The 25,295-nt window shown below is 34.2% G+C and carries 18 protein-coding genes and 1 other annotated feature; of the genes, 16 read left to right on the top strand and 2 right to left on the bottom strand.

Annotated elements, in window-relative coordinates; translation table 11 throughout:
* Positions 1-133 precede the first annotated feature (133 nt).
* Positions 134-1,330, top strand: coding sequence for an exonuclease SbcCD subunit D (locus NBE98_RS15345; RefSeq protein ID WP_250815890.1), 1,197 nt, complete (start codon positions 134-136; stop codon positions 1,328-1,330).
* 15 nt (positions 1,331-1,345) lie between these two features.
* A complete protein-coding gene (locus tag NBE98_RS15350; RefSeq protein WP_250815891.1) occupies positions 1,346-4,483 on the top strand; it encodes an AAA family ATPase in 3,138 nt (1,045 codons plus the stop codon).
* A 45-nt stretch (positions 4,484-4,528) separates the two neighbouring features.
* Here the strand turns inward: NBE98_RS15350 and NBE98_RS15355 are convergent, their stop codons facing one another.
* The gene (locus tag NBE98_RS15355) at positions 4,529-6,580 is read right to left on the bottom strand and encodes a methyl-accepting chemotaxis protein (protein ID WP_250815892.1); all 2,052 of its coding nucleotides are present in this window, start codon (positions 6,578-6,580) and stop codon (positions 4,529-4,531) included.
* A gap of 96 nt (positions 6,581-6,676) precedes the next feature.
* Positions 6,677-7,615, bottom strand: coding sequence for an AEC family transporter (locus NBE98_RS15360; RefSeq protein ID WP_250815893.1), 939 nt, complete (start codon positions 7,613-7,615; stop codon positions 6,677-6,679).
* Positions 7,616-7,794: 179 nt separating this feature from the next.
* On the opposite strand from NBE98_RS15360, the gene NBE98_RS15365 reads away from it, so the two are divergent.
* The 14 genes from NBE98_RS15365 (at position 7,795) to NBE98_RS15430 (ending at position 25,286) form a co-directional block, all read left to right on the top strand.
* Positions 7,795-9,561, top strand: a complete 1,767-nt coding sequence (locus NBE98_RS15365) for a M3 family oligoendopeptidase (protein WP_250815894.1) — start codon at positions 7,795-7,797, stop codon at positions 9,559-9,561.
* Between the two features lie 10 nt (positions 9,562-9,571).
* A complete protein-coding gene (locus NBE98_RS15370) occupies positions 9,572-10,060 on the top strand; it encodes a thioredoxin family protein (RefSeq protein WP_250815895.1) in 489 nt (162 codons plus the stop codon).
* A 153-nt stretch (positions 10,061-10,213) separates the two neighbouring features.
* Positions 10,214-10,516, top strand: a binding site (T-box leader).
* A 95-nt stretch (positions 10,517-10,611) separates the two neighbouring features.
* Positions 10,612-11,901, top strand: a complete 1,290-nt coding sequence (aspS, locus tag NBE98_RS15375) for an aspartate--tRNA(Asn) ligase (protein WP_250815896.1) — start codon at positions 10,612-10,614, stop codon at positions 11,899-11,901.
* A 134-nt stretch (positions 11,902-12,035) separates the two neighbouring features.
* Positions 12,036-13,211, top strand: a complete 1,176-nt coding sequence (locus NBE98_RS15380; RefSeq protein ID WP_250815897.1) for an alanyl-tRNA editing protein — start codon at positions 12,036-12,038, stop codon at positions 13,209-13,211.
* Between the two features lie 177 nt (positions 13,212-13,388).
* On the top strand, positions 13,389-14,198 hold the full coding sequence (locus tag NBE98_RS15385) for a cyanophycinase (protein ID WP_432432689.1): 810 nt from the start codon (positions 13,389-13,391) through the stop codon (positions 14,196-14,198).
* A 1-nt stretch (position 14,199) separates the two neighbouring features.
* Positions 14,200-16,815 (top strand): cyanophycin synthetase, encoded by a 2,616-nt coding sequence (gene cphA, locus NBE98_RS15390; protein WP_250815899.1) that lies wholly within the window; start codon positions 14,200-14,202, stop codon positions 16,813-16,815.
* A gap of 131 nt (positions 16,816-16,946) precedes the next feature.
* Positions 16,947-17,789 (top strand): 4-(cytidine 5'-diphospho)-2-C-methyl-D-erythritol kinase, encoded by an 843-nt coding sequence (ispE, locus tag NBE98_RS15395; RefSeq protein ID WP_250815900.1) that lies wholly within the window; start codon positions 16,947-16,949, stop codon positions 17,787-17,789.
* Between the two features lie 119 nt (positions 17,790-17,908).
* Positions 17,909-18,127, top strand: a complete 219-nt coding sequence (locus NBE98_RS15400) for a CLC_0170 family protein (protein ID WP_349305989.1) — start codon at positions 17,909-17,911, stop codon at positions 18,125-18,127.
* A gap of 35 nt (positions 18,128-18,162) precedes the next feature.
* Positions 18,163-19,623, top strand: coding sequence for a spore germination protein (locus tag NBE98_RS15405; protein WP_250815902.1), 1,461 nt, complete (start codon positions 18,163-18,165; stop codon positions 19,621-19,623).
* Positions 19,624-19,638: 15 nt separating this feature from the next.
* Complete coding sequence (locus NBE98_RS15410) at positions 19,639-20,742, top strand: GerAB/ArcD/ProY family transporter (protein WP_250815903.1); 1,104 nt, start codon at positions 19,639-19,641, stop codon at positions 20,740-20,742.
* A complete protein-coding gene (locus tag NBE98_RS15415) occupies positions 20,732-21,916 on the top strand; it encodes a Ger(x)C family spore germination protein (protein ID WP_250815904.1) in 1,185 nt (394 codons plus the stop codon). The genes NBE98_RS15410 and NBE98_RS15415 overlap by 11 nt, the downstream gene beginning before the upstream one ends.
* 76 nt (positions 21,917-21,992) lie before the next feature.
* Positions 21,993-22,643 carry a stage II sporulation protein R gene (gene spoIIR / locus NBE98_RS15420; protein WP_250815905.1) on the top strand — a complete coding sequence of 217 codons (651 nt, stop codon included), beginning with the start codon at positions 21,993-21,995 and terminating at the stop codon, positions 22,641-22,643.
* Positions 22,644-22,777: 134 nt separating this feature from the next.
* Positions 22,778-24,148: a germination protein YpeB gene (ypeB, locus tag NBE98_RS15425; protein WP_250815906.1), complete on the top strand. Its 1,371-nt coding sequence runs from the start codon at positions 22,778-22,780 to the stop codon at positions 24,146-24,148.
* A 106-nt stretch (positions 24,149-24,254) separates the two neighbouring features.
* Positions 24,255-25,286, top strand: coding sequence for a D-alanine--D-alanine ligase family protein (locus tag NBE98_RS15430; RefSeq protein WP_250815907.1), 1,032 nt, complete (start codon positions 24,255-24,257; stop codon positions 25,284-25,286).
* Positions 25,287-25,295 lie beyond the last annotated feature (9 nt).

The raw sequence follows: 25,295 nt of genomic DNA on the forward strand, positions 1-25,295 counted from the left end.
TTGCTAGAAAAATAGGGCAATCCACTTTTTTAATTGGAAATATTATTGTACTTCCAATTTTGCTAAGAAGGATTTATTATATAGATAGCGAACGTATAATCTGATGAGATTTTATAAGATGGAGGAGTAACTTATGAAAATAATTCATACTGGTGATTGGCATATTGGAAAAATAGTTAATGAATTCAGCATGATAGAAGACCAAAGATATATTTTGGAACAGCTTTTAAATATAATTAAAGAAGAAAGGCCAAATGCTCTAGTTATTGCAGGGGATTTATATGATAGAAGCATTCCCCCGGTTGAGGCAATTGAGCTTTTGGATGAGATTTTTAGCAAAATTCTTTTAGAATATAATACACCAATATTAGCTATAGCTGGGAATCATGACAGTGCTGAAAGGTTGTCCTTTGGAAGCAGGATATTTACCAGTAATGGACTACATATAGCAGGAGTATTTGATAAGGATACTAAAAAAGTTGTACTTGAAGATGAATACGGACAAGTGTGTTTTTATTTAGTTCCTTATGAAGACCCAAAATCAGTAAGACATATATATGAAGATGATGAAATAGTTTGCCATGATGATGCTATGAAAAAAATAGTTGAAAAAATTAATGCCTCCAGGAGCGACGCTGAAAGAAGCATACTTGTTGCTCATGGATATGTTACCTTTATGAAGGAAGCTGAAGTTGAAATTGATCAAGAAGGTACAAGGGCGGGACTTGACATATCTGATTCAGAAAGGCCTTTAAGCATAGGTGGAACGGACTTAATAAGTGGGAAACATTTTGAGGGTTTTTCTTATACAGCTCTTGGGCATCTTCATGGACCTCAGAAAGTGGGAAGTGATAGAATAAGGTATTCGGGATCACTTCTAAAGTATTCTTTTTCTGAGACCAAGCATAGGAAGGGCGTTACTATAGTTGAAATAGATAAAGCAGGTGAAATGTCTGTAAACCATAGGGAACTTACACCAAGAAGGGATATGAGACTTATAAAAGGACCTCTTGCAGAGCTTATTTCCAAGGAGGTTTATTCAAAAGAAAATGTGGAGGATTACATATATGCAATTCTTACAGACGAAGAGGAGCTAATAGATCCAATTTCAAAGCTTAGGGCTGTTTATCCAAATATTATGGGACTTCACAGAGAGGATAAGGCAGTTAGAGAGAATGTTAAAACTTCAGCTTCAATAGGATATAAGGATAAATCTAAGCTTGAGCTTTTTGAAGAGTTTTACAACTCTATATCAGGAAAAGATTTAACTGAGGAAAAACTTGGTTTGCTAAAAAATGTTATTGAAGATGTTGAAAAGAATTTCAGATAGGGAAGGAAGTTTATAATGAAACCTATAAAGTTAACAATGAGTGCCTTTGGTCCTTATCCGGGTGAAGAAACAATAGATTTTTCAAACTTAAAAGATAAAAATATATTCTTGATTACAGGGCCTACTGGAGCAGGAAAGACCACGATTTTTGATGCAATAAGCTATGTGCTTTTTGGAGAAGCCTCTGGAAGCAGTAGAGATAATGACAGCTTAAGAAGCCATTTTGCAGCTCCTGAGGTATTTACTTATGTTGAAATGGAGTTTGAGCTTAGAGGAGAACGCTATAGAATAAAGAGAAACCCAAAGCAAGAGGCAAAGAAACTTAAGGGCGAAGGCTTTACTGTTCGTGAAAGTGATGCGGAGCTAGAATTGCCTGAGGGAAAGCTTATAGCACAAATAAAGAATGTTGATAATAAAATAAATGAACTTTTAGGGATAAATAAAAATCAGTTCAGACAGATTGTAATGCTTCCACAGGGAGAGTTTAGGAAACTTCTAGAAGCAGAGAGTAAGGAAAGAGAAGTTATTTTTAGAAAAATATTTGGCACAGAAGCTTTTCAAGCTATTCAGCAAAAGCTGGATAATCTTCAAAAGGACTTCTATAAGAAGATAAAGGAAGGCGAAACAAAACGAACTGCGCATGTTAAGCATATTCAGCCAGGAGAGGATGAAAACTTATTAACACTTTTAAATGCCCAGGATCTAAATATTGCTGAAATCTTGGATAAAACAAAAGAACTTATAACGTTGGATGAAAAGGAAAGCAAGGCTATAAGCAAGGATATACAGGAAGTTAAAACTGCTCAGGAAAAGCTTCAGATAAGGATAGTTGAAGCAAAAGAAAACAATAAGAAGCTCAGAGATAAAGAAGAACAGCAGGAGCTTTATATTTCTATGTGCTCAAGAGAGCAGAAATACATAGATAAAAAGACAGAACTTGAAAAATCAAGAAAAGCAGCTCAGGTTATTCTTGTTGAAAATGCTTTAGTAGACAGAAAGAATAGCAGACAAATTAAAGAAAATCAGTATAAGGAGGCTGAAGTAGCTTTAATTAAGGCTGAGGAGGAAAGTAGGGAGTGTGAAGAAAAGCTAAGAATTGAAGAAGGCAGAGAAGGCGAAAGAAAGGCCTTGGTTCAAGCAATTTCCAGCTTAAAGGAAAAAATGGATAAGGTTACAGTTTATGAAGCGAAGCTATTAGGTATAGAAGAATTAAAAAAAGAACTGCTTAATAAAAAAAATTACTTGGAGCAGTTTAAGAATGAGCTTGTAATGGACAAAACAAAGCTTCTAAAAGCTAACGAAAACTATAATTATATAGCAGTTTGTGAAAATGAAAAATTAAAATTATCTAAGGTTATTGATGACAACAATTTTCTAATAGAAAGATTAAAGGAACTTAGAGGCAAGGTAAGACAGAATCAAAGTAATGTAAAGGAACACGCTCTTTGCGGTCAAAGCTATTTAGAATTTGAAAAGCAATATGCAAAATGCAAAGCTGAGTATGAAACTCTAGAGACTAGGTTTTTAAAGGAACAGGCTGGCATACTGGCTAAAACCCTTCAGGATGGAGGTGAGTGCCCAGTATGCGGAGCCACACACCATCCAAAACCTGCTGTAATTTTAGAGGATGCCCCTACAGAAGAAAGTGTTAAGGAAGCTAAGTTGGGTTATGACCAGCTTACTGAAGAAAGAAACAGAAGACTTTTAATTCTTGCGGAGCTAAAAACGAAAGCACAAGCAAGCTTTAATGAATTAGTCCAGACTAAAAATACTCTAAAGGTTATATTAGGTGAAGAAGTAGTATCGAAAATAGACGAAGATATTCTAAGTTATATAAATGAAAGAGGACCAAAGCTTAAGAATGAGGCCGATGAAGCGTTAGGTAAGGTAAAAAAACTTGATGAAGCAATCAGTAAAAAGTACACTTTAGAACAATATATAGCCAAGCTTCAAAAAAGTATTGAAGCAATGGAAGCAGAGCTGCCAGCCCTCGATGAAGAATATACTAAGTTTTATGCTAGGACTACGTCTGAAGAAGAACAGCTTAAGGTTATTGAAGCCGAAATTCCTGAGGAGATCCGTACTAGTTCAAAACTTGATATTAAAATTAAGAAGCTTGATGAACAGTTAAATATGTTAGAGAAAAGCTTTAATATAGCGCAGCTAAAGTTTAATGAAGCAAAGAACTATTATTCCTCTAGAAAAGCGGACAAGGAAGCAAAATATGATAGTCTGAAGCAAGCTGAAGAAGAGGTTAAGATTTGGAATACTAAGCTTCAAGATAAAATTATAGAAAGCTTGTTTAAAGATTATGAGGAATACAGTAGGTTTAAAATATCTGAAAAGGAAATAGAAGCTATAGACATTGAAATTAATGATTACTTTAAAAAGCTTCAATCTGTAAAGGATGCTCTGGATAAGCTTAGTGAGTCTACTAAAAGCTTAGACTTTATAAATGTTGAAGAACTTTCAAAAGCTTTAGAAGATGTTAAACAAACAGAAAACAAGCTTTTAGATACAAATAAGATTTTATTTTCAAGAATTAAAAACAATAAAGACACAATTAAAGAAATAAATAGAATTAATAATGAAATAAGTGGAGATGAAGGTAAGCACAGCACAATTAGCGACATTTCAAGGGCTGCTAATGGCTTAAATGAAGAAAGAATAACCTTTGAACGTTATGTGCTAGCTGCTTATTTTGATGAGATAATATCAGCATCGAATCTAAGACTTAACAAAATGGCAGCTGGAAGATTCCTACTAAGGAGAAAGGAAGAAAAGGGCAAGGGACAAAAACAAGAAGGGCTTGAACTTGAAGTTTTTGATAATTATACTGGAAGAGCTCGTCACGTTAAAACTCTTTCAGGCGGTGAAAGCTTTAAGGCTTCACTTGCTTTAGCTCTTGGACTTGCAGATGTTGTTCAAGCTTATGCAGGAGGGATAAGCCTAGATACAATGTTTGTGGATGAAGGCTTTGGTACTCTTGATCCTGAATCCTTAGATCATGCAATTCAATCCTTAATAGATCTTCAAAAGTGTGGAAGGCTTGTTGGAATTATATCTCACGTGCCTGAACTCAAGGAAAGAATAGATGCTAGGCTTGAAATAACTCCAGCAAAGGAAGGAAGCAAGGCAAGGTTTGTTATATAGATAAAAAATAAGGGAGTCATTTTTGACGCCCTTATTTTTATTAATTTAAACTTTAAATTTCTCTATAAGATTATCTAAGTTCTGAGCAAGCTCATAAAGTTCCTTTGACTGAGCCTTAACAGTTTGTATATCGTTAAGCTGATTTGCAGCGCTTGCATTAACTTCTTGCGAAGCAGCAGCGGACTGCTCTGCCACGGCTGAAATACTATAGATGTTTTCTGTAAGACTACTGCTCTTGCTTAACATAGCTTCAATATTTGAACTCATGGAGCCTATAGTGCTCATTATTGATTGAATTGAATTATTAAGCTTGTCAAAGCTTTCTTCTGTTATTTTTACAGCAGTGCTTTGTTCATTTACATTTTCTTTTATGGAAGTCATGCTTGAAGCTGCTGATTTAGTTGTATCTATTACTCTTGTTATAATAGTCTTAATGTTTTCGGCTGATGTTGCAGACTGTTCTGCGAGTTTTCTCACTTCTTCTGCAACAACTGCAAAGCCTCTTCCAGATTCTCCTGCTCTTGCTGCTTCTATTGCCGCATTTAGTGCTAAAAGATTAGTTTGTGAGGAAATACCTAAAATAGTATTTAATATAACTCCAATATTTTCTGTCTCCTTCACAAGCTCTTCAATGTTTTGGGAAATTTGTGAAACACCGGATATAGTTAAGGAGTTTTTATTTTTTAAATCACTTACTGAAAGCATGGCCGTTTCATTGTTTGATTCCATATCGCTGCTTTCAGTTATTATGGTTTCATTAAACTGCTTTATTTCAGAAAGATTTTGATTGAATTCAGTTGCTATAAATGAAGCTTTTTCTGTTGCCATAGCTTGTTCCTGAGTACCACTAGATATTTCATCAATTACTCTTGCAATTTCATCAGAAGATAAAGCAACTTCGTCTGCGCGATTAGTTAGGTTCTGTGAAAATTCAAGCACCTGAGCTGCAGAGCTTTTAACTGAAAGTACCAAATCTTTTACGCTGCCTATCATATTTGTAAATCTTCTTCCTAGATCCCCCAGTTCATCACCAGTTGATATATGGGTTACCACAGTTAAATCACCAGACTCGCCTTTTTCCATGGCTTCTTTTAAATGATTTATTGGGTTTGTGAGAGTTTTGGAAACTTTAAGGCCAATCACCAAGGAGCCTATTATAAACACAATAAGCAATCCAACCAATATAGATACAACTAGAAGGATTTTTTGATAAACTTCTTTTGTATCAAGAACACCGATAAGCTTCCAGCCAGACTTTTCATTGGTTAAGTAATAGACAAACCTAGACTTGCCATCAAGTTTTGCTTTTGAAAGCTCTGATTTTCCTGCCATAACAGCCTTCATCCAAGTTACTTCGGAAGCATCCTTAAAGGCATTATCAAACTTTTGATCTTTTGTATCCGCATTTACATTTACTCTTTCAGGATTAAGATTTTTTCCTATAAATTCCTTGGTATTAGCAGAAATTGCTATACCGGTTCTATCAAGTAGCAATATTTCACCGGTATTTTCAATTTTTGTGTTTTTAAACAGATTAGCAATATGAGTAATATCTACATCTATTCCAGCAACTCCTATTGGCTTTCCAGCATCATCAAAAATTGTCTTTGTTGCAGTAACAACCATTTTACCAGTAGCTATATCCTTGTAGGCATCCTGCCAAACTACGGCATTATTATTTTCCAGAGTTGTCTTATACCAAGACTTTACTGTAGGATCATAATCTTTAGGAAGCTCTGTTTCTGGATATATATACATTGCTTTGTTTTCAGTAGCTATGTAGGCGTTTAGAATTTTAGGATTACTTTTAGTAATTCCAGCCAATTCTTTTTTTACTTCATTAACTTTATCAGGACTCGTGGCAACTTTTGATATGCTATTTTCTACCATTTGAGAAATAAACACCTCATAGCCGTTGTAGGTCTCATTTATTACACTGTTAACACCATCTACAGACCTTTTGATTGAATTATTATAGGCATCTTTCAGTGTCTCTGATAGTATAGAGTTTGAAACTAATGAGGAAGTAAGCATAGGAAGTAATATAATGATTATAAATGTAACAGTAAGTTTTCTTTTAATGGTCTTAAATTTCATAGTATAATTCCTCCTAGAATATAATTCTATTTAAATTATCGCAGAAATTTAATTATTCTAAAGGTATATAAACAATAAATGTCGAAAATTCCCTAATTACCCTAACAAAAATCTATAAATAGGAATAAATGCAAGACTAGCTATAGTTGTTAAGGCTATCATTACAGCAGCGTATTCATAATCAGCATTATATTCCTTTGTTACTATAGCTGTATTTGCCATAACTGGAAGAGCTGCCTGAATTATAAATACATTCTTCATTAGAGTTGGAGCATTAAGCGCATTAGATGTTAAGTAGGTTATAAGGGGACACACAATAAATCTCCCTACCATAACCCAAAACATATCTTTGTCAAATTTAAAATTCTTAAAGTTGATTGTTTTAATAACTATCCCGATAAAAAACATAGATAGAGGTGTAGTTAAGTTTCCTATGTATTTACAGCTGTCCAGTACAAATCTTGGAAGCTTTATATCAAGCAATACGCATATTATGGCAAATATAAAACCCATAAGAGGTGGTGTAAATATCTTCTTTAAATTACTAAGAGAAACCATGTTTTTACTCTTAAAGCCACCATCTTTTTGAATTATGTATATACCTAAAGTCCAAAATATAGTAGTGTTTGAAAAGTAATAATATAGCACAAAGGGCATGCTTGCTTCACCGAACAAGGCGAGATTCACCGGAAGACCTATAAAAATTGTATTAGAAAGAAAGAACATGCACTGAAAGGTTCCTCTTCTTTTGGGAGATACTTTTATAAGTTTAGATACGCAAACTCCAAGTATATATGAAAGCACCACCGAGATAAAAGGAATTAAAAGACCGATTCCTGCTTGAGACAGATTTTCCTTAGTAAAGGTCCCGATGATATTTGTAATCATCATTGCAGGAAGAGATATATTTATAACTAATTTTGAAAATAATTTGGAGGTATCCTCATTAAACCATCCTTTACGAGAAAGTATGTATCCTATGCCAATCATAAATACAATACTCAATATGCTTTGCGCAGAATTTAATAAAATCATAAGTTCCCACCCCTTTAATATAAATGATGTCGCATTTTTATTATTACATAAAAATTGCATTGCTGCATAGAAAAAGGAAGAATTTATATTTTATTTGAGGTATAATAATAATTAAATCATATACAATTAAATACATAACAATTAATAATTGTTATGTGACTACAAAGGGGGCATAAGAAATGAATCAAAGATGGAGCTTGGATGAGCTTTATACATCCTTTGATAGCATCGAGTTTAAAGCTGACATGAAAAAGTTTGATGAGTATATAGAAAGCTTTAGAACATGGGCAGCAAAAAATTTAAAAGATACAGCTGAGGCAGCAGGAAAAATTGAAGAGTATATAAAGCTCAAGATAGCGTTTTATAGCTTGTACATAAGGCTGGGAGATTTTGCTGAGCTTACACTAAGTGTGGAGGCCAAGAATGAAAAAGCAACTGCCGTTTCAGAGGAGCTTGATAACAAATCTACTGAGCTTACCGAGGTGGAAGTTAATTTTCAAAAATGGCTTGGGGCCTTGGAAAATTTCGAAGAGCTAATAGATAAATCAGATACCTTAAAGAATCATGAGTTTTATTTGAAGGAGCTTAAAGCTGAAAACAAATATCTTTTAAGCGAGAAGGAAGAAGTAATTATAGCAAAAATGATTAATACGGGTTCAAATGCATGGAACAAGCTTCAGAATATGTTGACTTCAACTTTGCTTGTGGATATAAAAGTAAATGACGAAGATAAACAACTTCCACTGCCTGTAGTTAGAAATATGGCCTATTCAAATAGTAAAAGGGAAAGAAAGACAGCCTATGAAGCTGAGCTTAAGGCATATAAGAAAATAGAAGAATCATCAGCAGCATGTTTAAATGGAATAAAAGGAGAGGTTATAACTCTAAGCAAGCTTAGGGGCTACGAATCTCCACTTGAGCAAACCTTGATTAATTCAAGATTAGACATGGAAACGCTGGAGGCTATGCTTACAGCTATGAGAGAAAGTCTTCAAGAGTTTCACAAGTTCTATTTAAAGAAGGCTGAAATTTTAGGATATGAAAAGGGGCTTCCTTTCTACGATTTGTTTGCACCAACAGGTGAGGGAGATATGAGATTCAGCTATGAAGAAGCGAGAAACTTTATAGTTAAGAATTTCAGAACCTTCAGTGATAAGCTTGCAGATTTTGCAGATAATGCTTTTGAAAATAGATGGATAGATGCTGAGCCAAGAGAGGGAAAACGCGGTGGTGCATTTTGCTCAAATATTCATCCAATAGGCGAAAGCAGAATACTAAGTAACTTTACAGGAAGCTTTTCAGATGTAGCAACACTTGCACATGAGCTTGGCCACGGTTATCACGGAAGTTGTCTTATGGAAGAAAGCTATTTAAATAGCAGATATACCATGCCAATAGCTGAAACTGCTTCAATTTTCTGCGAGACAATTGTTAAAAGAGCAGCATTGAAGAATGCATCTAACGAAGAGGCATATACAATTTTAGAAGGAGATATATCAGATTCGGCACAGGTTATAGTTGATATATACAGCAGATTTCTTTTTGAATCTGAATTATTCAGAAGAAGGGAAAAAGCATCACTTTCTGTAAATGAGCTTAAGGAGATAATGCTTAATGCACAGAAGGAAGCTTATGGAGAAGGCCTAGACCCAGAATATCTTCATCCATATATGTGGGTATGCAAACCGCACTATTATTATGCAGGGCAAAACTTCTACAACTTCCCTTATGCCTTTGGATTATTGTTTTCAAAGGGTTTATATGCTGAATACTTAAAGAGAGGTGAAGCTTTTGTAGCAGATTATGATAAGCTTCTATCCGTAACAGGCAAGAAAAAAATTGCAGAGGTTACAGCTATGATGGGAATTGATATTCATTCTGTTGAATTCTGGAGAAGTTCTTTAAATATAATAAAAGAAGATATTGAAAAGTTTATTAATTTATAGGAGGTTAATAATGATTAATTTATCTGATGCATTAGATTTTCAAGGATATTTAGGTAAGAATAAAGAGGATGAGAGAGAAAAACTGATTTTAGCCTATGAAAAAACACAGCTTTCAAAAGAGACTGTAGATGCCGTGAAGGCTATAGATAAAAAAGTTAATATAGTTGTATTTTCAGAGGGTTATTGTCCAGATTGTATTGTAACTCTTCCTTTTGTTAAGAGGATGCAGGATATAAATGAAAACCTGAAGATTTATTACTATGGTATGAAAGGAAACAAAGAGCTTCTGGAAGAGTATACTGGAACTTCAAGAATTCCAACAGTAATGACTTTTACAGAAGATATGGAACCTAAGGGTGCATACATAGAGGTGCCAAAAATTATTTCTGAGAAAATGGCTAGGGTGCCTTCTGAAGAGCAAAAGGAGCTAGTACAGGAATATAGACAAGGAAAATACAATGACTTAATTGAACAAGAATTATTAGATATAATTAGATAAACATGCAAATCCTCCCTGGTATAACATTGGGGGGATTTTTTATAGAATAAAGCCATTTACAGGTGTTTATCTGAGATTGTTGTAAAAGGTTTTAAAATAAGTATATTGACATATAATATATTAAGTGATAGAATATTCAAAAATATATAAATCAATGTGATGAAGATAGGAAAAGTAAGCTGATGGATTTTTAAAGCGAATCAGGGGTAGTGAAAGCCTGATAAAGGAAATCTGCTGAAAGACATCCTTGAATTGCTTGTCTGAAAGTTATAATTATGATTAGGGCAGGACGGATTTCTACCGTTAAAAGGAATGAGCGAACCTATAGTGGTTAAGCAGGATGGTACCGTGGGATTATACTCTCACTCCTACATGGAGTGAGAGTTTTTTGTTTTTATTTGCTTAGTATGTTATAGGTTAACTAGGGTGGTACCGCGGAGTTTTTTCGTCCCTGAGCAATAATTGCTTAGGGATTTTTTATTTGACCTTGGCCAGGGGAGATAAAAGTTGGGAGTAAATAAGTAGATATAATAAAATGGAGGCGATTTAAATTGAACAGAATACTAATAAAAGAACTAAGAAATTTGAATGGTGAGACAGTTAGCATTAATGGATGGGTGCATAGGATTAGAAAGCTAGGAAAGCTAGCTTTTATATTAGTTAGAGATAGAAGTGGTCTGGTACAGTGTGTCATAAATACGAAAACTATAGACATCAAAGGTTTAAAGCTTGAGAGTGTTATTGAACTTGTTGGAGAGGTTCAGAAAAAGGATGGAAGCAGAGAAGAGGTTGAGATTTGGACTCACAGCTTTAAAGTAATATCTGCTGTTGAGGAAGATTTGCCCATAGAAATAAATAAGGAAGAACTTGAAGCTAATATTGATACGATTTTAAACAATAGAGTTTTAGCTTTGAGACATCCAAAGACTAATGCAATATTTAAAGTTCAGTCAACTCTTGCTCAAGCTTTTCAGGAGTTTTTATCCTCAGAGGGATTTACTCAAGTATTTACTCCTAAGATTGTAGCTGAAGGTACTGAAGGAGGCACTGAACTTTTTGAAATTAAGTATTTTGACAACAAGGCTTATCTTGCTCAGAGTCCTCAGTTTTATAAACAAATGCTTGTTGGGGCAGGCTATGAAAGGGTTTTTGAAATCGGACATGTATATAGGGCTGAAGAGCATAACACAGTAAGACATTTGAATGAATATATAAGCTTGGATTTTGAAATGGGGTTTATTGAGGATGAGAAGGATATAATGGCTGTAGAGGAAAGACTACTTAAACACATGCTTGAAACAGTTGAAATTAGATGCTGTGAAGAACTTAAGCTTCTTCAGGTTTCAATGCCAGTTCTAAATGCAGCAATTCCTTCTATGAGACTTTCAGAAGCTATTGAAGTTTTGAAAGAAGAATATGACAGAACAGACCTAGAGGGAGACTTGGACCCAGAAGGGGAAAAGCAAATATGCGAGTATGCAAAAAATAATCTAGGAAGCGAGTTTTTATTTCTAACTCACTATCCAAGAAGAAAAAGGCCGATGTATGCCATGCCTTCGGAGGAAATATTAACTCACAGCTTTGACCTTTTATTTAGAGGTCTTGAAATAACAACAGGAGGTCAAAGAATTCATAACTACGAGCAGTTAAGGGAAAGCATAGCTGACAGAGGTTTGAATGTTGAAAGTTTTAAGGATTATCTTGAAGTATTCAAATTTGGAATGCCTCCTCATGGTGGTCTTGCAATAGGACTCGAAAGACTAACAGGCCAGCTCTTAGGTTATAAAAATATTAGAGAAGTAACTTTATTTCCTAGAGACAGGGATAGAATTAGACCTTAGTATTGGGGTATAATGGTAGATAAATAAAACAAACCGATTGATAGTAATGCTAGTACAGCCATATAAAAAGTTAAATTGTTAACTTTTTATATGGTTTTATGGCCCAAAACTATAGCATAAGAGGAGATACAAGTATGACGGAAAAACTTTACTATGATAAACCCTATTTGAAAGAATGGGAGGCACAGGTTTTAGATATTGTTGAAAGGGATGGGAAGGTTCTTGTGCTTTTAGATAGGACTGCCTTTTATCCAGAAGGTGGAGGCCAGCCTGCTGATACCGGGTATATTGACGATATTGAGGTATCGCATGTGTTTGAGGAAGGTAATGATATTTATCATGTTGTAAATAGGAGGCCTGAGAAACCAAATGTAAAGTGCAGCTTGGATTTCGAAAGACGATTTTACTTAATGCAGCAGCATACAGGACAGCACTTATTGTCTGCTGTTTTTTATGATAGATATAAGGGAGAAACCTCAAGTTTTCACCTTGGAGAAGATTATGTTTCAATAGATATATCAATGGCTGATATGCCTGATAAAATCGTTAAAGCAGTTGAAAAAGAAGTTAACGAGTTAATCTACAGCAATAAGGAAATAAAAACATATATAGTTGATAAGGAAGAACTGGCTAACCTTCCTTTAAGAAAATTTCCAAAGGTTGATGAGGATATAAGAATTGTTGAAATTGACAAAATAGATTATTCTCCTTGCTGTGGGACACATTTGACAAGTACTGGGCAGTTGGGACTGATAAAAATTATAAAAATTGAGAAGTATAAAGGGATTATTAGAGTCTATTTTAAATGTGGGCAGAGAGCTTTTGAAGATTATCAGCTAAAGCAGGATATAATTGTAAGTATATCAAGATTATTAGCTGTTGACTTTGAAAGTTTGCAAGACAGAATTAGCTTTAATAATGATGAATTAAGAAGCGGGCAAAAGGAAATCAAAGAACTCAAAGAGAAGCTGCATCAGTATGAAGCGAAAGATATTTTGAGTAATGTTCATTCTAAGCTCATTTCTAGGAGTTTTGAGGGCAGATCTTTTGAGGAAGTACAGAGTTTGGGAAGAGTACTGCTTGGCTTTGGAGAGTATATTGTAGTGCTATCATCACTTAAAGACAAAAAACTTTGGTTTGCTCATAATGGAGGTTATGACATACATTGCGGCAAGGTGTTCAAAGAATATCTTTCAAAGTATAATGGCAGGGGCGGAGGCGGCGACAAGCAGGCTCAGGCTTCGTTTACAGATGAAAGCTCTTTAAAAGAATTCGAAGAATTCATAAATTCTCAATATAAAAACTTATAATGAGGAAATATCTCAAGCAAAAATGGAGCTTGGGATATTTTTTATTTTTTGAATATTTTTTTATAAATGATTGCAAAATAAAGAAGTCAATAAAATTTAAAAACGAGAATAGTTTACCATATATTTGGAAAGAATAATAGATACATGTGGTTAAGGATGTGATATTACTTGGAAGAAATGCTAAAAGGTAACCTCATAATAATTGGAGGAGCAGAAGATAAGAAAGGGGAAAAGGAAATACTCAAAGAAGTATGCAGCAAGATTGATAAGGAACGTGAAGAACTAGTCATTGCTACTGTTGCTACAGATTTGCCTAAAGAGGTTGGGGCTGAATATAAAATGATATTTGAGAAGCTTGGCGTGAGAAACATAAGTATTTTAAATGTTGAGGATAGAAAAGATGCTTTTGAAAATCACAATGTAGAAATGGTACAAAAAGCTTCACTTATATTTTTTACTGGAGGAGATCAGCTTAAAATAACCAGCCTTTTAGGAGGAAGCCCTTTGTTCAAAGCACTTCATGAAAGTAATCAAAACGGCTGTGTTTATGTTGGCACCTCAGCAGGTGCTTCAGTTGTAAGTGATACTATGGTAATAACAGGTGATGATGAAGAATCACCTAAAAAATGTACTCTCAAAATGGCACCAGGACTTGGTTTAATAAAAAATGTAATAATAGATCAGCACTTTGCGCAAAGGGGAAGAATAGGAAGACTTTTAGTTGCTGTGGCCGAAAATCCTGAAAGCTTAGGAATAGGCATAGATGAAGATACAGCAATAATGGTTAACAATAAAGGAGAATTCCAAGTAACAGGCTCAGGAGCAGTCTATGTTATAGATGGAAGCTCTATCAGCTATACAAATGTTTCAGAGCAGAACCCTGATGAAATTTTATCCATGTTTGATATAAAAATGCATGTGCTTAAAAAAGGCGATAAATTTGAATTAAACACAAGGCAGCCAATTAAGGAGGAAAAACAAAAATAAAATGAAGATAGTAGACGTTAGCATTTTTGAGGGGAGAAATATTTACTCTCATAAAAAATGCATAAGAATGGACCTAGATCTTGAAGGTTATTGTGAAACTCCAAGCAATAAAATAGAAGGCTTCAACGAAAGGCTGTTGGAACTTCTGCCTGAGCTTAAGACTCATAGATGCGGCATAGATGAAGATCAAGGTTTCTTTAAAAGACTTCAAGAAGGAACTTATTTAGCCCATATATGCGAACATATGATAATAGCACTGCAAAACAGGATTGGAATTGAAATAGCTTATGGCAAGGCTAGGGAAATTCTGGGTGATTTATACTATATAATATATCAATATGAATATAAGAATACAGCCATAGAAGCTGCTAAGCTTGCAATAGATATAATAAACACTCTTACTAAAGGATTAGAATTTGATTTAAGTCCAAGACTAAGTTCCTTAGAGGAAACCCTGCTAAGCGAACAGCTTGGACCTAGTACTTTGGCAATATGCGCTGAGGCGAAAAAGAGAGGTATCCCGGTACTTAAACTTGGTGAAAGAAGTATGTTTCAGCTTGGCTACGGCAAGCATGCAAAGATAATTGAAGCTACAATATGCAGCGAGACAAGTGGAACAGCTATAGATATTGCTTGTGATAAGCTTTTGACGAAAGAAGTGCTTTCAGCACAATGTTTACCTGTGGCCTCAGGATATAAAGTTCAAAACTCCATAGATATGCTCTTGAAAGCAGAGAAAATAGGTTACCCAATAGTGGTAAAGCCTACCTACGGAAATCAGGGTAAGGGAGTTTTTGTAAATATCCAAAATGAAAAGCAGGCTATGGAAGCTTACAGTATTCTAACTAAAGAGTATCAGGATATAATGATAGAACAATTTATAACTGGTAGGGATTTTAGAGCTTGTGTTGTAGATGGAGAGATTATAGCTGTGGCTGAGAGAATACCACCCTATGTTGTTGGTAATGGTATAAGAACAGTAAGGCAGCTTATTGAGGTACTAAACAAGGATGAAAGAAGAGGCAGAGGACACGAAAAGCCTTTAACTAAAATAAAGATGGATGAAGCTTTGATAGCATATATCTCTAAAAGCGGATACAGCTTGGATTCTATACTGCCAGAAGGTGTTAAATTAGTTTTAAAAGAAAATGCTAATCTGTCTACTGGTGGAACAGCAATTGATTGCACTGATATTATTTGTGAAGAAAATATTGAAATCTGCAAACGGGTAGCTAAGTCTATAGGACTTAATATATGTGGAATAGATATATGCTGTAATGATATAAGTATTCCACTTACAAAGGAAGGCGCCATAATTGAAGTAAATGCAGCACCGGGAATAAGAATGCATCATTATCCTTATAGCGGCAAGAGCAGGAATGTAGCTAGTGCAATTGTTGATATGCTGTGTAAGGAACAAATCCGTATGCCTATTATTTCTGTTACTGGTACAAATGGCAAGACTACTACAACAAGACTTATAGCTCATACACTATCTTTAAAAGGATATAATGTAGGAATGACAACTACTGGTGGCATATACATTGGAAATAAATGTGTTCATAAAGGTGATACAACGGGTTATCTAAGTGCTATGACTCTTTTGATGAACAAAGAAATCGATGCTGCAGTACTTGAAACTGCAAGGGGCGGTATTATTAAGAAAGGTCTTGCCTATGATTTAGCTGATGTGGCAGTTATAACCAATATAACTGAGGATCACTTAGGGTTAGATGGAATTAACACTATTGAGGACTTGGCAAGCGTAAAGGCTTTGGTGGGTGAAGCAGTTAAGGATGAAGGATATGTTGTGATAAATGCTGATGATCACATGAGCAAAACCATAGTGGGAAGAATGAAGAGCAATATAATTTTCTTCTCAAAGGATAAGGAAAATGATTTGCTTAGAGAAAATATCAATAAAGGCGGTTATGGAATATACCCTGAAAATGGGTACATATATGTAGAAAAGGATGGAAATGCGGTACCGCTTGGAAAGATAAACAATATTGGTATAACTATAAAGGGGAAGCTGAAATATAATATTGAAAATTCAATGGCTGCTTGTGCTGCGCTTGTTGGGATTGGAGTGGACTATGCAACTATAAGAAAGGGCTTAACTACTTTTAAGAGCAATGAAGAACAAAACCCAGGTAGATTTAATATGTACAGCGTAAATGGGGCTACAGTAATACTTGACTATGGTCACAACATTGAAGGCTACAAGGCAGTACTTGAAGGTGCCAAATCTATAAGACATAAAAGACTTATAGGAGTAATAGGAGTTCCTGGGGATAGACTAGATAGCAATATACTTAATGTTGCTAATATCGCAGGAAATTACTTTAACTATATTTATATAAAGGAAGACGAAGAAAAGAGAGGCAGGAAACCAGGAGAGGTTGCAGGAATTCTTGAAATGGGTGTTAAAGAGTCAGGCAACACCAATTATGAAATAATCTTAAATGAACTTGAAGCCTTAGAAAAAGCTATAGACAATTCTAAACCTGGTGATGTTATAATAATCTTTTTTGAAAAATTTGAACCATTAGTTAAATTGGTTAAAACTAGAATCAAGAATGAAGAAGAAATACAGCTTGAGGCAACAGTAGGGTAGTTTATAAAATAAAGCTAGAAAATTAACTCTAGCTTTATTTTTTTTTATGTAATATACTAAAAAAGTATATTTTATGCGTATATGAGTAATTTTATAAAGTAATGACTTTGTTAGGAAGGTGGAGAGATAGCATGCTTCTTAAGGCTTATGCTAAAATCAATATTTCCCTTGATGTGGTAGGTAAAAGAGAAGATGGATATCACCTGCTTAGAATGATAATGCAGAATATTGATTTATATGATTTAATAAATATTAATAAAGCTAAAAGCGGTATAAATATAAGTTCAAACAAACCATACATACCTACGGATGAAAGAAACCTGGCCTATAAAGCTGCTAAGCTTTTTATGGATAAGTATGACATTCAGGGTGGTGTAGATATAAGTATAAGGAAGAATATACCTGTAGCAGCAGGACTTGCAGGGGGAAGCACTGATGCGGCTGCTGTGCTTAAGGGAATGAGAAGTATATTTGAAATAAATATAGATAACGAAGAATTGATGGAATTAGGCTTGAAAATTGGTGCTGATGTTCCTTACTGTATTTTAGGAGGAACTGCACTTTGTGAGGGCATAGGGGAAAAAATAACTCAGCTGAAGAGTTTTAGCAATCATATTATGATAGTTGTTAAGCCATCTTTTGGAGTATCAACTAAGGAAGTATATCAAGGACTTGATATTTCTAAAATTTACAAGCATCCTGATACTGAAAGACTAATACAAGCTGTAGAAAACAATGATTTAAAATATGTTTGCAATAATATGAAAAACATATTGGAAAATGTGACACTTAGAAAACATGGTATACTTAAGGATATTAAAAATGAAATGATAAGGATGGGAGCTCTTGGGACCATGATGAGCGGTAGTGGGCCAACAATATTTAGCTTTTTTGATGATATGGTTAAGGCTCAGCACTGCTTTGAAAAATTCAAGACAAGATATAATGAAACCTTTATAACAAGAACAATTTAATGCAAGATAATTCAGGCATACTATTCACAGCATTTGCTGAGTATAGTATGTCTTTATTTTTTGGGTAATTCTAAAGTGCATATTTTATAGGTTTACAGCGAAAAATATCTTTGATTGAGATGACACTGCTGAAAGGAATGATTTCAATGCTCATCATTGGCTTGTTTACAAAATATTTTTTAATATTAATGGTAGTTCAAGGCATAATAGTTGGATTTATTGACGTTTCATATTTCAAAAAAAGCAATATGGGGGATACTGCTAAAAAGGCAAGAATTCTTGGGATAGGTTCAATCATTTTAGGTGTAGGATTATTTTTTTTGAGAATGCTGACTTAGTTTGAAATCTACAATGGATAAAGGAAGTGAAGGTTTTGAAAGAAATAATAAGAGACTTAATAACTCCTAAGGTGGATGAAAATATTTCATATTTAAAGGAGCTATTTAAGGATACTTCAGATATTGTATACAGGCAATTTAATATTGCAAACTGGAATGCTGCAGTAATTTACATAGATGGTATGGCTGACAAGATATTGATAAATAATTATGTTTTGGAGTCTTTAATGCTTGAAAATCAGCAAGTAGATAATGTAATGCAGATCAAAGACAAGATACTAACTGTTTCTGATATGAGAGAAGTATTAAAGCTTAGTGAAGCTGTGAATGCTATGCTTTCAGGAGATACAATGCTCCTTATTGAAGGCATACCAGCAGTGTTTGTTGTTGCAACACGTTTTTGGCCTGCAAGAGGTGTAGCTGAGCCTTCAGGAGAAACTGTTATTAGAGGCGGAAGAGATGGGTTTACTGAAACAATACGATTTAATACTGCCTTGATAAGAAGAAGGATTCGAGATACAAGACTTAAGATTGAACCTAAATCGCTTGGAGTGAGATCTAAAACAGATTGTGCAATAATGTACATAGATGACATTGTAAATAAAGATGTGCTGGATAATTTAAAGAGCAGAATTGAAAATATAAATATTGATGCAGTATTAGACAGCGGATATGTAGAGCAGCTTATTGAAGACGACAGCTGGTCGCCATTTCCTCAGATGCAGAGCACAGAAAGGCCTGACGTGGTTTCTGCTGCATTATATGAAGGAAGAGTAGCTGTACTTGTTGATAATTCGCCTTTTGCAATAATAGTCCCTGCTACTTTTCCAGCTCTTTTTCAAACTCCTGACGACTATTATCAAAGATGGATTAATGCATCAATGCTTAGGCTAATCAGGTTTGTTGGTATATTTATAGGTCTTATTATGCCAGCAGTTTATGTGGCTGTAACTTCCTTTCATACATCCATAATACCAACAAAACTTGCGTATTCTATCGCAGCTTCAAGAGAGGGTGTGCCATTTCCTGCTTTTGTTGAAACCTTCATTATGGAGGTAGCCTTGGCATTTTTGATTGAGGCTGTTGTAAGATTGCCCAAAGCTGTTGGTTCCACTATTGGTATAGTAGGCGGTTTAATCATAGGCCAGGCAGCAGTTAGTGCAGGTATTGTCAGCCCAATTATGATTATAATAGTTTCAATTACAGCAATAGCAAGCTTTATAACACCAAATTATGAAGTAAGCTCAGCATTAAGAATTTCGAGATTTTTTCTGATAATCGCTGCTTCTATTATAGGACTTTATGGAATAGCTTTAGGGCTAATTATTATACTTATTCATCTCGTCAAGCTTAAAAGCTTTGGAATACCATATTTATCTCCATTAGTTCATCCGCATAAGAAGGATTTTAAAGATATGTTTGTAAGAATGCCTTTGAAGCACTTTAAGAATAGACCTGAGTTCATGGAACCAGAGGATAAGATAAGACAGGAATAGAGGAGAGAGCAGCTTATGAATAATAGAGGATTTGTAGGCAAGTATGGTTTGTTTGCCACCATAGTTGTTTCTGTTATTGGCGTGGGAGTTTTCTCCTACCCAAGCAGAATGGCTAATGAAGTTGGAACAGACGGCTGGTTTGTCACTATACTTGCAGGGATTATATGTTATTTTTTATTAGCTTTAATATATAGAGTTGTGACAAAAAATAATTATTCAACTTTTTATGTAATGCTTGAAGATAATCTGGGAAAGTTTATAGGAAAGGTATTTGCTTTTATAATTAGTGCATACTTAATTTTCTCAGTTGCCTCAGGCATGAGAGTTTTTGCTGAAGTTTTGAAAATGTATCTTTTAGAACAAACCCCAACAGAATTTATACTGGTAGTAATGATTTTTACAGGTTTATATCTAGTTAGAGGTGAAGTATCAGCTTTAGTGAAATTTAATGAAATCGCATTTTTTGCAATGTTTATACCAATGATTTTTATATTAATATTTGCAACAAGGGGAGGAACTATCAATAATGTACTTCCGCTTTTACAATCAAGTCCAAAACAGTACATAAAATCTCTTGCTACTGCTACCTATGCTTTTGGGGGATTCGAGATAGCATATTTAGTACTGCCATTTATGAAAGAAAGAGAAGGCTTAAAAAAAACATTTTCTAAAAGCATTATTTTTATAACCCTATTTTATGCAGTAGTAACTATTCTCTGCTTGATGTTTTTTGGTAAGGATCATACAAAGGAACTTTTGTGGCCAACAATAACACTTATTAGAGCTATAGTGATTCCAGGAGCTTTTATAGAACGATGGGAAGGTTTAGTTATGTCCCTTTGGGTGTTGTTCTATTTTACCACCTTCGTAAATATGTATTATTTTTCGGGAGATATAGTAAAAGAAGCTTTTCATCTACATGATATAAAGCTTTCCTCACTTATAATGTCACCTGTTATTTATATTATAGCGATGTATCCTCAAAATATTGCTGAAGTCTATGATGCATCAGGGAAGCTTATTCCTATTTTATCAATCTTCAGCTTTTTTGTACTCCCTTTGGTATTGATATTTACGAATCGTTATAAAGGAAGGGGGAGAAAGAAGAATGAGGCTTAAAAAGATACTTTCATTAGCACTCTGCTGCCTACTTCTTAGTGGCTGTTGGGATAAGATAGAAATCGATAGAAAAATATTTGTATCAGTTATTGGAATTGATCTGGGCAGTGAAGCAGGAAAAGAAAAACAAAAGGATGCTCAAAAGATTATGCCTAATGAACCCTTCCAAGGAAGAGTGCAGCAAAAAAAGCTTAATATAATATATGGCTTTCCAGATATAAGTGAATTAGGACCTGGGAAAGCTGGTACTGCAAAGGATCAGTTTATAAATGTAAATGCTGCTTCAATGGAAGATGGGATATTAGAAGCTACAAGCAGAAGCAGTAGAAGCATACATTTAGGGCAAACAAAACTTATCGTCTTGAGCAGTAGTGTGCTTGAGGATCCTGATACTTTTAAGGAGATATTAGATTACTTTGAAAGGCACCCAAATTTAAATAAAATGATGAATGTAGTAGTTGCGCAGGGAAAAGCAGAAGACTATGTAAAGTTTAAAGCTCCTATGGAAAAAAACATTGAGTATTATTTAAGCGGACTTATGGAGAGCAGCAAGAGAAATGCAACCATACTTCCTGTAACGTTAAACGAGATGATTATTTTATTAGCTCAAAATGGTAATGCTATAATACCTAAAATAAGCATTGAGAAAGAAAAAAATGAAATAACATTATCAGGCTTAGCTGTAGTTAAAAATTATTCTTTAAAAGGCTATCTAACCCCGATAGAAGTTGCTAATCTTGAAATTATGAGGGGTAAAATTCGGGGAGGAAAGAGAGTAATATATAAGGAAGGTCATCCTGTAGATATAAATATAGAAGATATAAGCAGGGAAGTTAAGGTAAGTGGAGATAAAAATAAGCTTAAGTTTGATATGAATATCAGGCTTGAAGGCCAGCTTAGAAGTTATTATAAGGATAAAGATGTATTTTCTAAAGAAATATTAAAGTCGTTAGAAACAGATTTTAGCAAATCTATATCAGAAGAATGCAATGTAATAGCAAGAATGCTTCAGAATGAGTTTGCAGTTGACCCAATTGGTCTTAGAGAATATTTAGAGCAGAGAAAGCCTAGTATTTGGAAACAGGTAAAAGATAATTGGGAAGAAGCCTATAAAAATTCTGATATTAATGTAACTGTAGATACTAAGATTAGAAGAATTGGGGTTATTAGATAAAGTTTTTATATAAATGAATAATGTGTAAAAATATGGTAATAATACTAGACAGATATTATTTATTGGGGGAAAAACTATGAAAAAAGTAATTTGTGGATTTATCTGTTTAGGCATTATAACTATGCTGTTTACAAATGGTTATTCAATAAAAGGTAAAAATGAATCTGTGCAAACTTCTATTTCAAATAAATTAATAAGATTTCATGTTATAGCAAACAGTGATAGCGCTCAGGATCAGGCTTTAAAGCTTAAAATTAGAGATAAGGTGTTAGAGTATATATCTCCAAAGCTTAAAAATTCAAAGTCAATTGAGGAGTCCAGAACAATACTAAAATCTAATGACGAGGCTATTAGAAAAATAGCTCAAGAAGTTGTTAAAAAAAATGGTTACAACTATGTTGTAGAAACTGAATTATCCAAGCAAACTTTTCCTGTTAAGACCTATGGAAACATAACGCTTCCTCAAGGTGATTATGAGGCTTACAGAATATTAATTGGCAGCGCAGCTGGTCAAAACTGGTGGTGCGTTATGTTCCCTCCGCTATGCTTCATTGATATAAGCAAGGGAGAGGTATCTTATACGGAAACAGAAAAGTCTATGAAAAAAGTTCTTTCTGAAGAAGAATATAAAGCTCTTGATAATACTAAGGATAAAATAGAAGATGACAGTAAAATAGTGGTTAAGTTTAAAGTTGTAGAATTAATTGATAAACTGCTTAATAAATAATTAAACTCGGCAGGAGTATGCCGAGTTTTTAAATTTTTAAAGTGAATAATAAAAAATATAACTACAAATACTATGTAAAGAAAATTGTGGGAAAATACCAGTTTAGGTTTCCCATTGCTGGAGGGATATTGCGCATGAAAATGAGTAGAAAAAGAATAATATATACAATAGCTGTTACCCTGATAGTGGTTTTCTCAACCACATTTGCCGTTTTGATGACCTTGGAAAGAAATGATTATAGAAATTATCTTCAGGGAGAGTACAGCAAGAGTATGTATGAACTCATAACTTCAATCGATAACATTAGGCTAAATCTAGGAAAAGCAGCTGTTACTGGTACACGAGAGCAGAAAATAGTCACTTTCCAAGAAATTTTCAGACACAGCGCTACAGCTAACGATAAACTGCACTCTCTACCAATACCACAGCAGAACATTGATAATACAAGTAAATTTATCACACAAGTTGGAGATTTTTGCTATAGTCTCGTGAGAGCCTCAACCGAAGGCAGGGATTTAACTGAAGATGAGTATAACACAATAGACAGACTGAAAACAAATGCCTTTGCACTTCAAAATGATTTAAATGGAGCTTTATCTGAAATAAATGAGGGAAGAGTTAGATGGGGTGAAATAAGACAGAAGGCTAGTGGTGTATTTGCTAAAGGAAATGAAGAATCCATTGCTACCCAATTTGCTTCAATACAAAAGCAGGTTGCTCAATATCCATCACTTATATACGATGGACCTTTTTCAGATAATGTATTAGATATAAAGCCTAAAATATTAGGACAGAAGGAAGTATCTTTAAACGAAGCACTTGAAACGGTGAACAAAGCTGTGGGCAAAGATAGAATTGCTAAAGTTGATAATCTTCCTAATGATGGCAAAACACGAGTTCCTTCTTATAGATTTAATGTTACATTAAAAGGAAGGGAAGCTCATGAAAGTGTAGTTATCTGTGAAGTAAGCAAGAATGGTGGAAAAATAGTATATCTATTAGATAATAGGTTAGTTAATACCTCAACTATGGAAATGGATAAAGCAATAGAAACAGGTATAAAGTATCTTGAAAATCTAGGTTATAAAAATATGATTTCTACCTATAGTTTAAGGTATGATAATACAGCTGTTATAAATTATGTATTTAAACAAAATAATGTTGTAATTTATCCGGATCAAATAAAGCTAAAAATTGCTTTAGATGATGGAAGCATAACCGGAGTAGAATCGGAAAAGTTTCTGGTAGCTCATGATGAAAATAGAAAAATAGAGCCTGCAAAGATTTCTCAGGCTGATGCACAAACAAAAATAAGCAAGAGACTAAATGTAAAATCAGTTAGGCTAACATTAATTCCAACCGAAAGTAATAAGGAAGTTTTGTGCTATGAATTTGCAGGAGAATATAAAGAAGATAAATATATGGTGTACATAAATGCACAAACAGGCTTTGAGCAGAGAATACTTCAAATAATAAACACTCCAAACGGCGAAATGACAATGTAATGAAAATCCCCTAACAGGGGATTTTTTCATTTATTGCTTATGCACAATTATTAAATTAAGTGATATAATAATGAATGAAACGAATTAATTTAAGGAGCGAGTTACTATGAAGAAAAAGGTTGCAGTGCTATTTGGAGGTCAGTCTACAGAGCATGAGGTTTCTAGAGTTTCAGCAGCATCTGTACTTAGAAATATCGACGTAGCTAAATATGATGTTTACCCAATTGGTATAACTAAAGACGGGAAATGGTTTGAATATACTGGAGCAATTGACAAGATAGAAAGTGGAGAATGGGAAATAGACGAATTTTATAAAACACCTGAAGGGCAAAAGTTTTTGTTTAATAAAGAAGTTGATGCAGTTTTCCCAGTGCTTCATGGGCTTTATGGAGAGGATGGAACAATTCAAGGCTTGTGCAAGCTATTAAATCTTCCATGTGTTGGTCCTGGAGTTATGTCTTCTGCTGTGTGTATGGACAAGATTTATACAAAATATTTGCTAGAAAGATTTGGCGTAAAGCAAGCGGAGTATGTGGTAGTAAATGCCTATGAATATAAAGAAGATTACAAACAAATAATAGATAAAATCGAAAAGAAGCTACCTTATCCAATGTTTATTAAGCCTTCTAACAGCGGCTCATCTGTTGGTATTACTAAAGCTCACAGTACTCAAGAACTTATAGCTGGACTTACAGAAGCACTAAAATATGACAGGAAGATTTTGGTGGAAAGAGGAATAAATGCAAGGGAAGTAGAAGTTGCAGTGCTTGGAAATGACTATCCTAAGGCTGCAGTACCTGGTGAAATAATACCAGCTAAGGAATTCTATGATTACGAAGCTAAATATCAAAATGAGGCATCGAAGCTTTTGATACCAGCTGCTTTGAGCAATGAGAAGCTGGAAGCTATAAAAGATGAAGCTGTTAAGGTTTATAGAGCATTAGATTGTGCTGGTATGGCTAGAGTGGATTTTTTGGTTGATAAAGATACTCAAGAAGTTTATTTGAATGAAGTAAACACTATTCCTGGTTTTACAAAGATAAGCATGTACCCAAAAATGTGGCAAGCATCTGGAAAAGCTTATTCAAATTTAATCGATGAACTCATAGGACTTGCTATTGATAGAAACAATGGATAAAATAGATGA

Origin of the sequence: Clostridium swellfunianum (assembly GCF_023656515.1) — a bacterium.
In the GTDB taxonomy this organism is placed as follows: Bacteria; Bacillota; Clostridia; order Clostridiales; family Clostridiaceae; genus Clostridium_AT; species Clostridium_AT swellfunianum.

Bases quoted from the DNA above. Each gene is read 5' to 3' on its own strand.
- NBE98_RS15370 (WP_250815895.1), top strand. From the start codon at position 9,572: ATGATTAATTTATCTGATGCATTAGATTTTCAAGGATATTTAGGTAAG.
- NBE98_RS15365 (WP_250815894.1), top strand. From the start codon at position 7,795: ATGAATCAAAGATGGAGCTTGGATGAGCTTTATACATCCTTTGATAGC.
- NBE98_RS15345 (WP_250815890.1), top strand. From the start codon at position 134: ATGAAAATAATTCATACTGGTGATTGGCATATTGGAAAAATAGTTAAT.
- NBE98_RS15360 (WP_250815893.1), bottom strand. From the start codon at position 7,615: ATGATTTTATTAAATTCTGCGCAAAGCATATTGAGTATTGTATTTATG.
- NBE98_RS15385 (WP_432432689.1), top strand. From the start codon at position 13,389: ATGCTAAAAGGTAACCTCATAATAATTGGAGGAGCAGAAGATAAGAAA.
- NBE98_RS15430 (WP_250815907.1), top strand. From the start codon at position 24,255: ATGAAGAAAAAGGTTGCAGTGCTATTTGGAGGTCAGTCTACAGAGCAT.
- ispE (WP_250815900.1), top strand. From the start codon at position 16,947: ATGCTTCTTAAGGCTTATGCTAAAATCAATATTTCCCTTGATGTGGTA.
- NBE98_RS15400 (WP_349305989.1), top strand. From the start codon at position 17,909: ATGACACTGCTGAAAGGAATGATTTCAATGCTCATCATTGGCTTGTTT.
- NBE98_RS15350 (WP_250815891.1), top strand. From the start codon at position 1,346: ATGAAACCTATAAAGTTAACAATGAGTGCCTTTGGTCCTTATCCGGGT.
- NBE98_RS15415 (WP_250815904.1), top strand. From the start codon at position 20,732: ATGAGGCTTAAAAAGATACTTTCATTAGCACTCTGCTGCCTACTTCTT.
- cphA (WP_250815899.1), top strand. From the start codon at position 14,200: ATGAAGATAGTAGACGTTAGCATTTTTGAGGGGAGAAATATTTACTCT.
- NBE98_RS15355 (WP_250815892.1), bottom strand. From the start codon at position 6,580: ATGAAATTTAAGACCATTAAAAGAAAACTTACTGTTACATTTATAATC.
- NBE98_RS15410 (WP_250815903.1), top strand. From the start codon at position 19,639: ATGAATAATAGAGGATTTGTAGGCAAGTATGGTTTGTTTGCCACCATA.
- ypeB (WP_250815906.1), top strand. From the start codon at position 22,778: ATGAAAATGAGTAGAAAAAGAATAATATATACAATAGCTGTTACCCTG.
- NBE98_RS15380 (WP_250815897.1), top strand. From the start codon at position 12,036: ATGACGGAAAAACTTTACTATGATAAACCCTATTTGAAAGAATGGGAG.
- spoIIR (WP_250815905.1), top strand. From the start codon at position 21,993: ATGAAAAAAGTAATTTGTGGATTTATCTGTTTAGGCATTATAACTATG.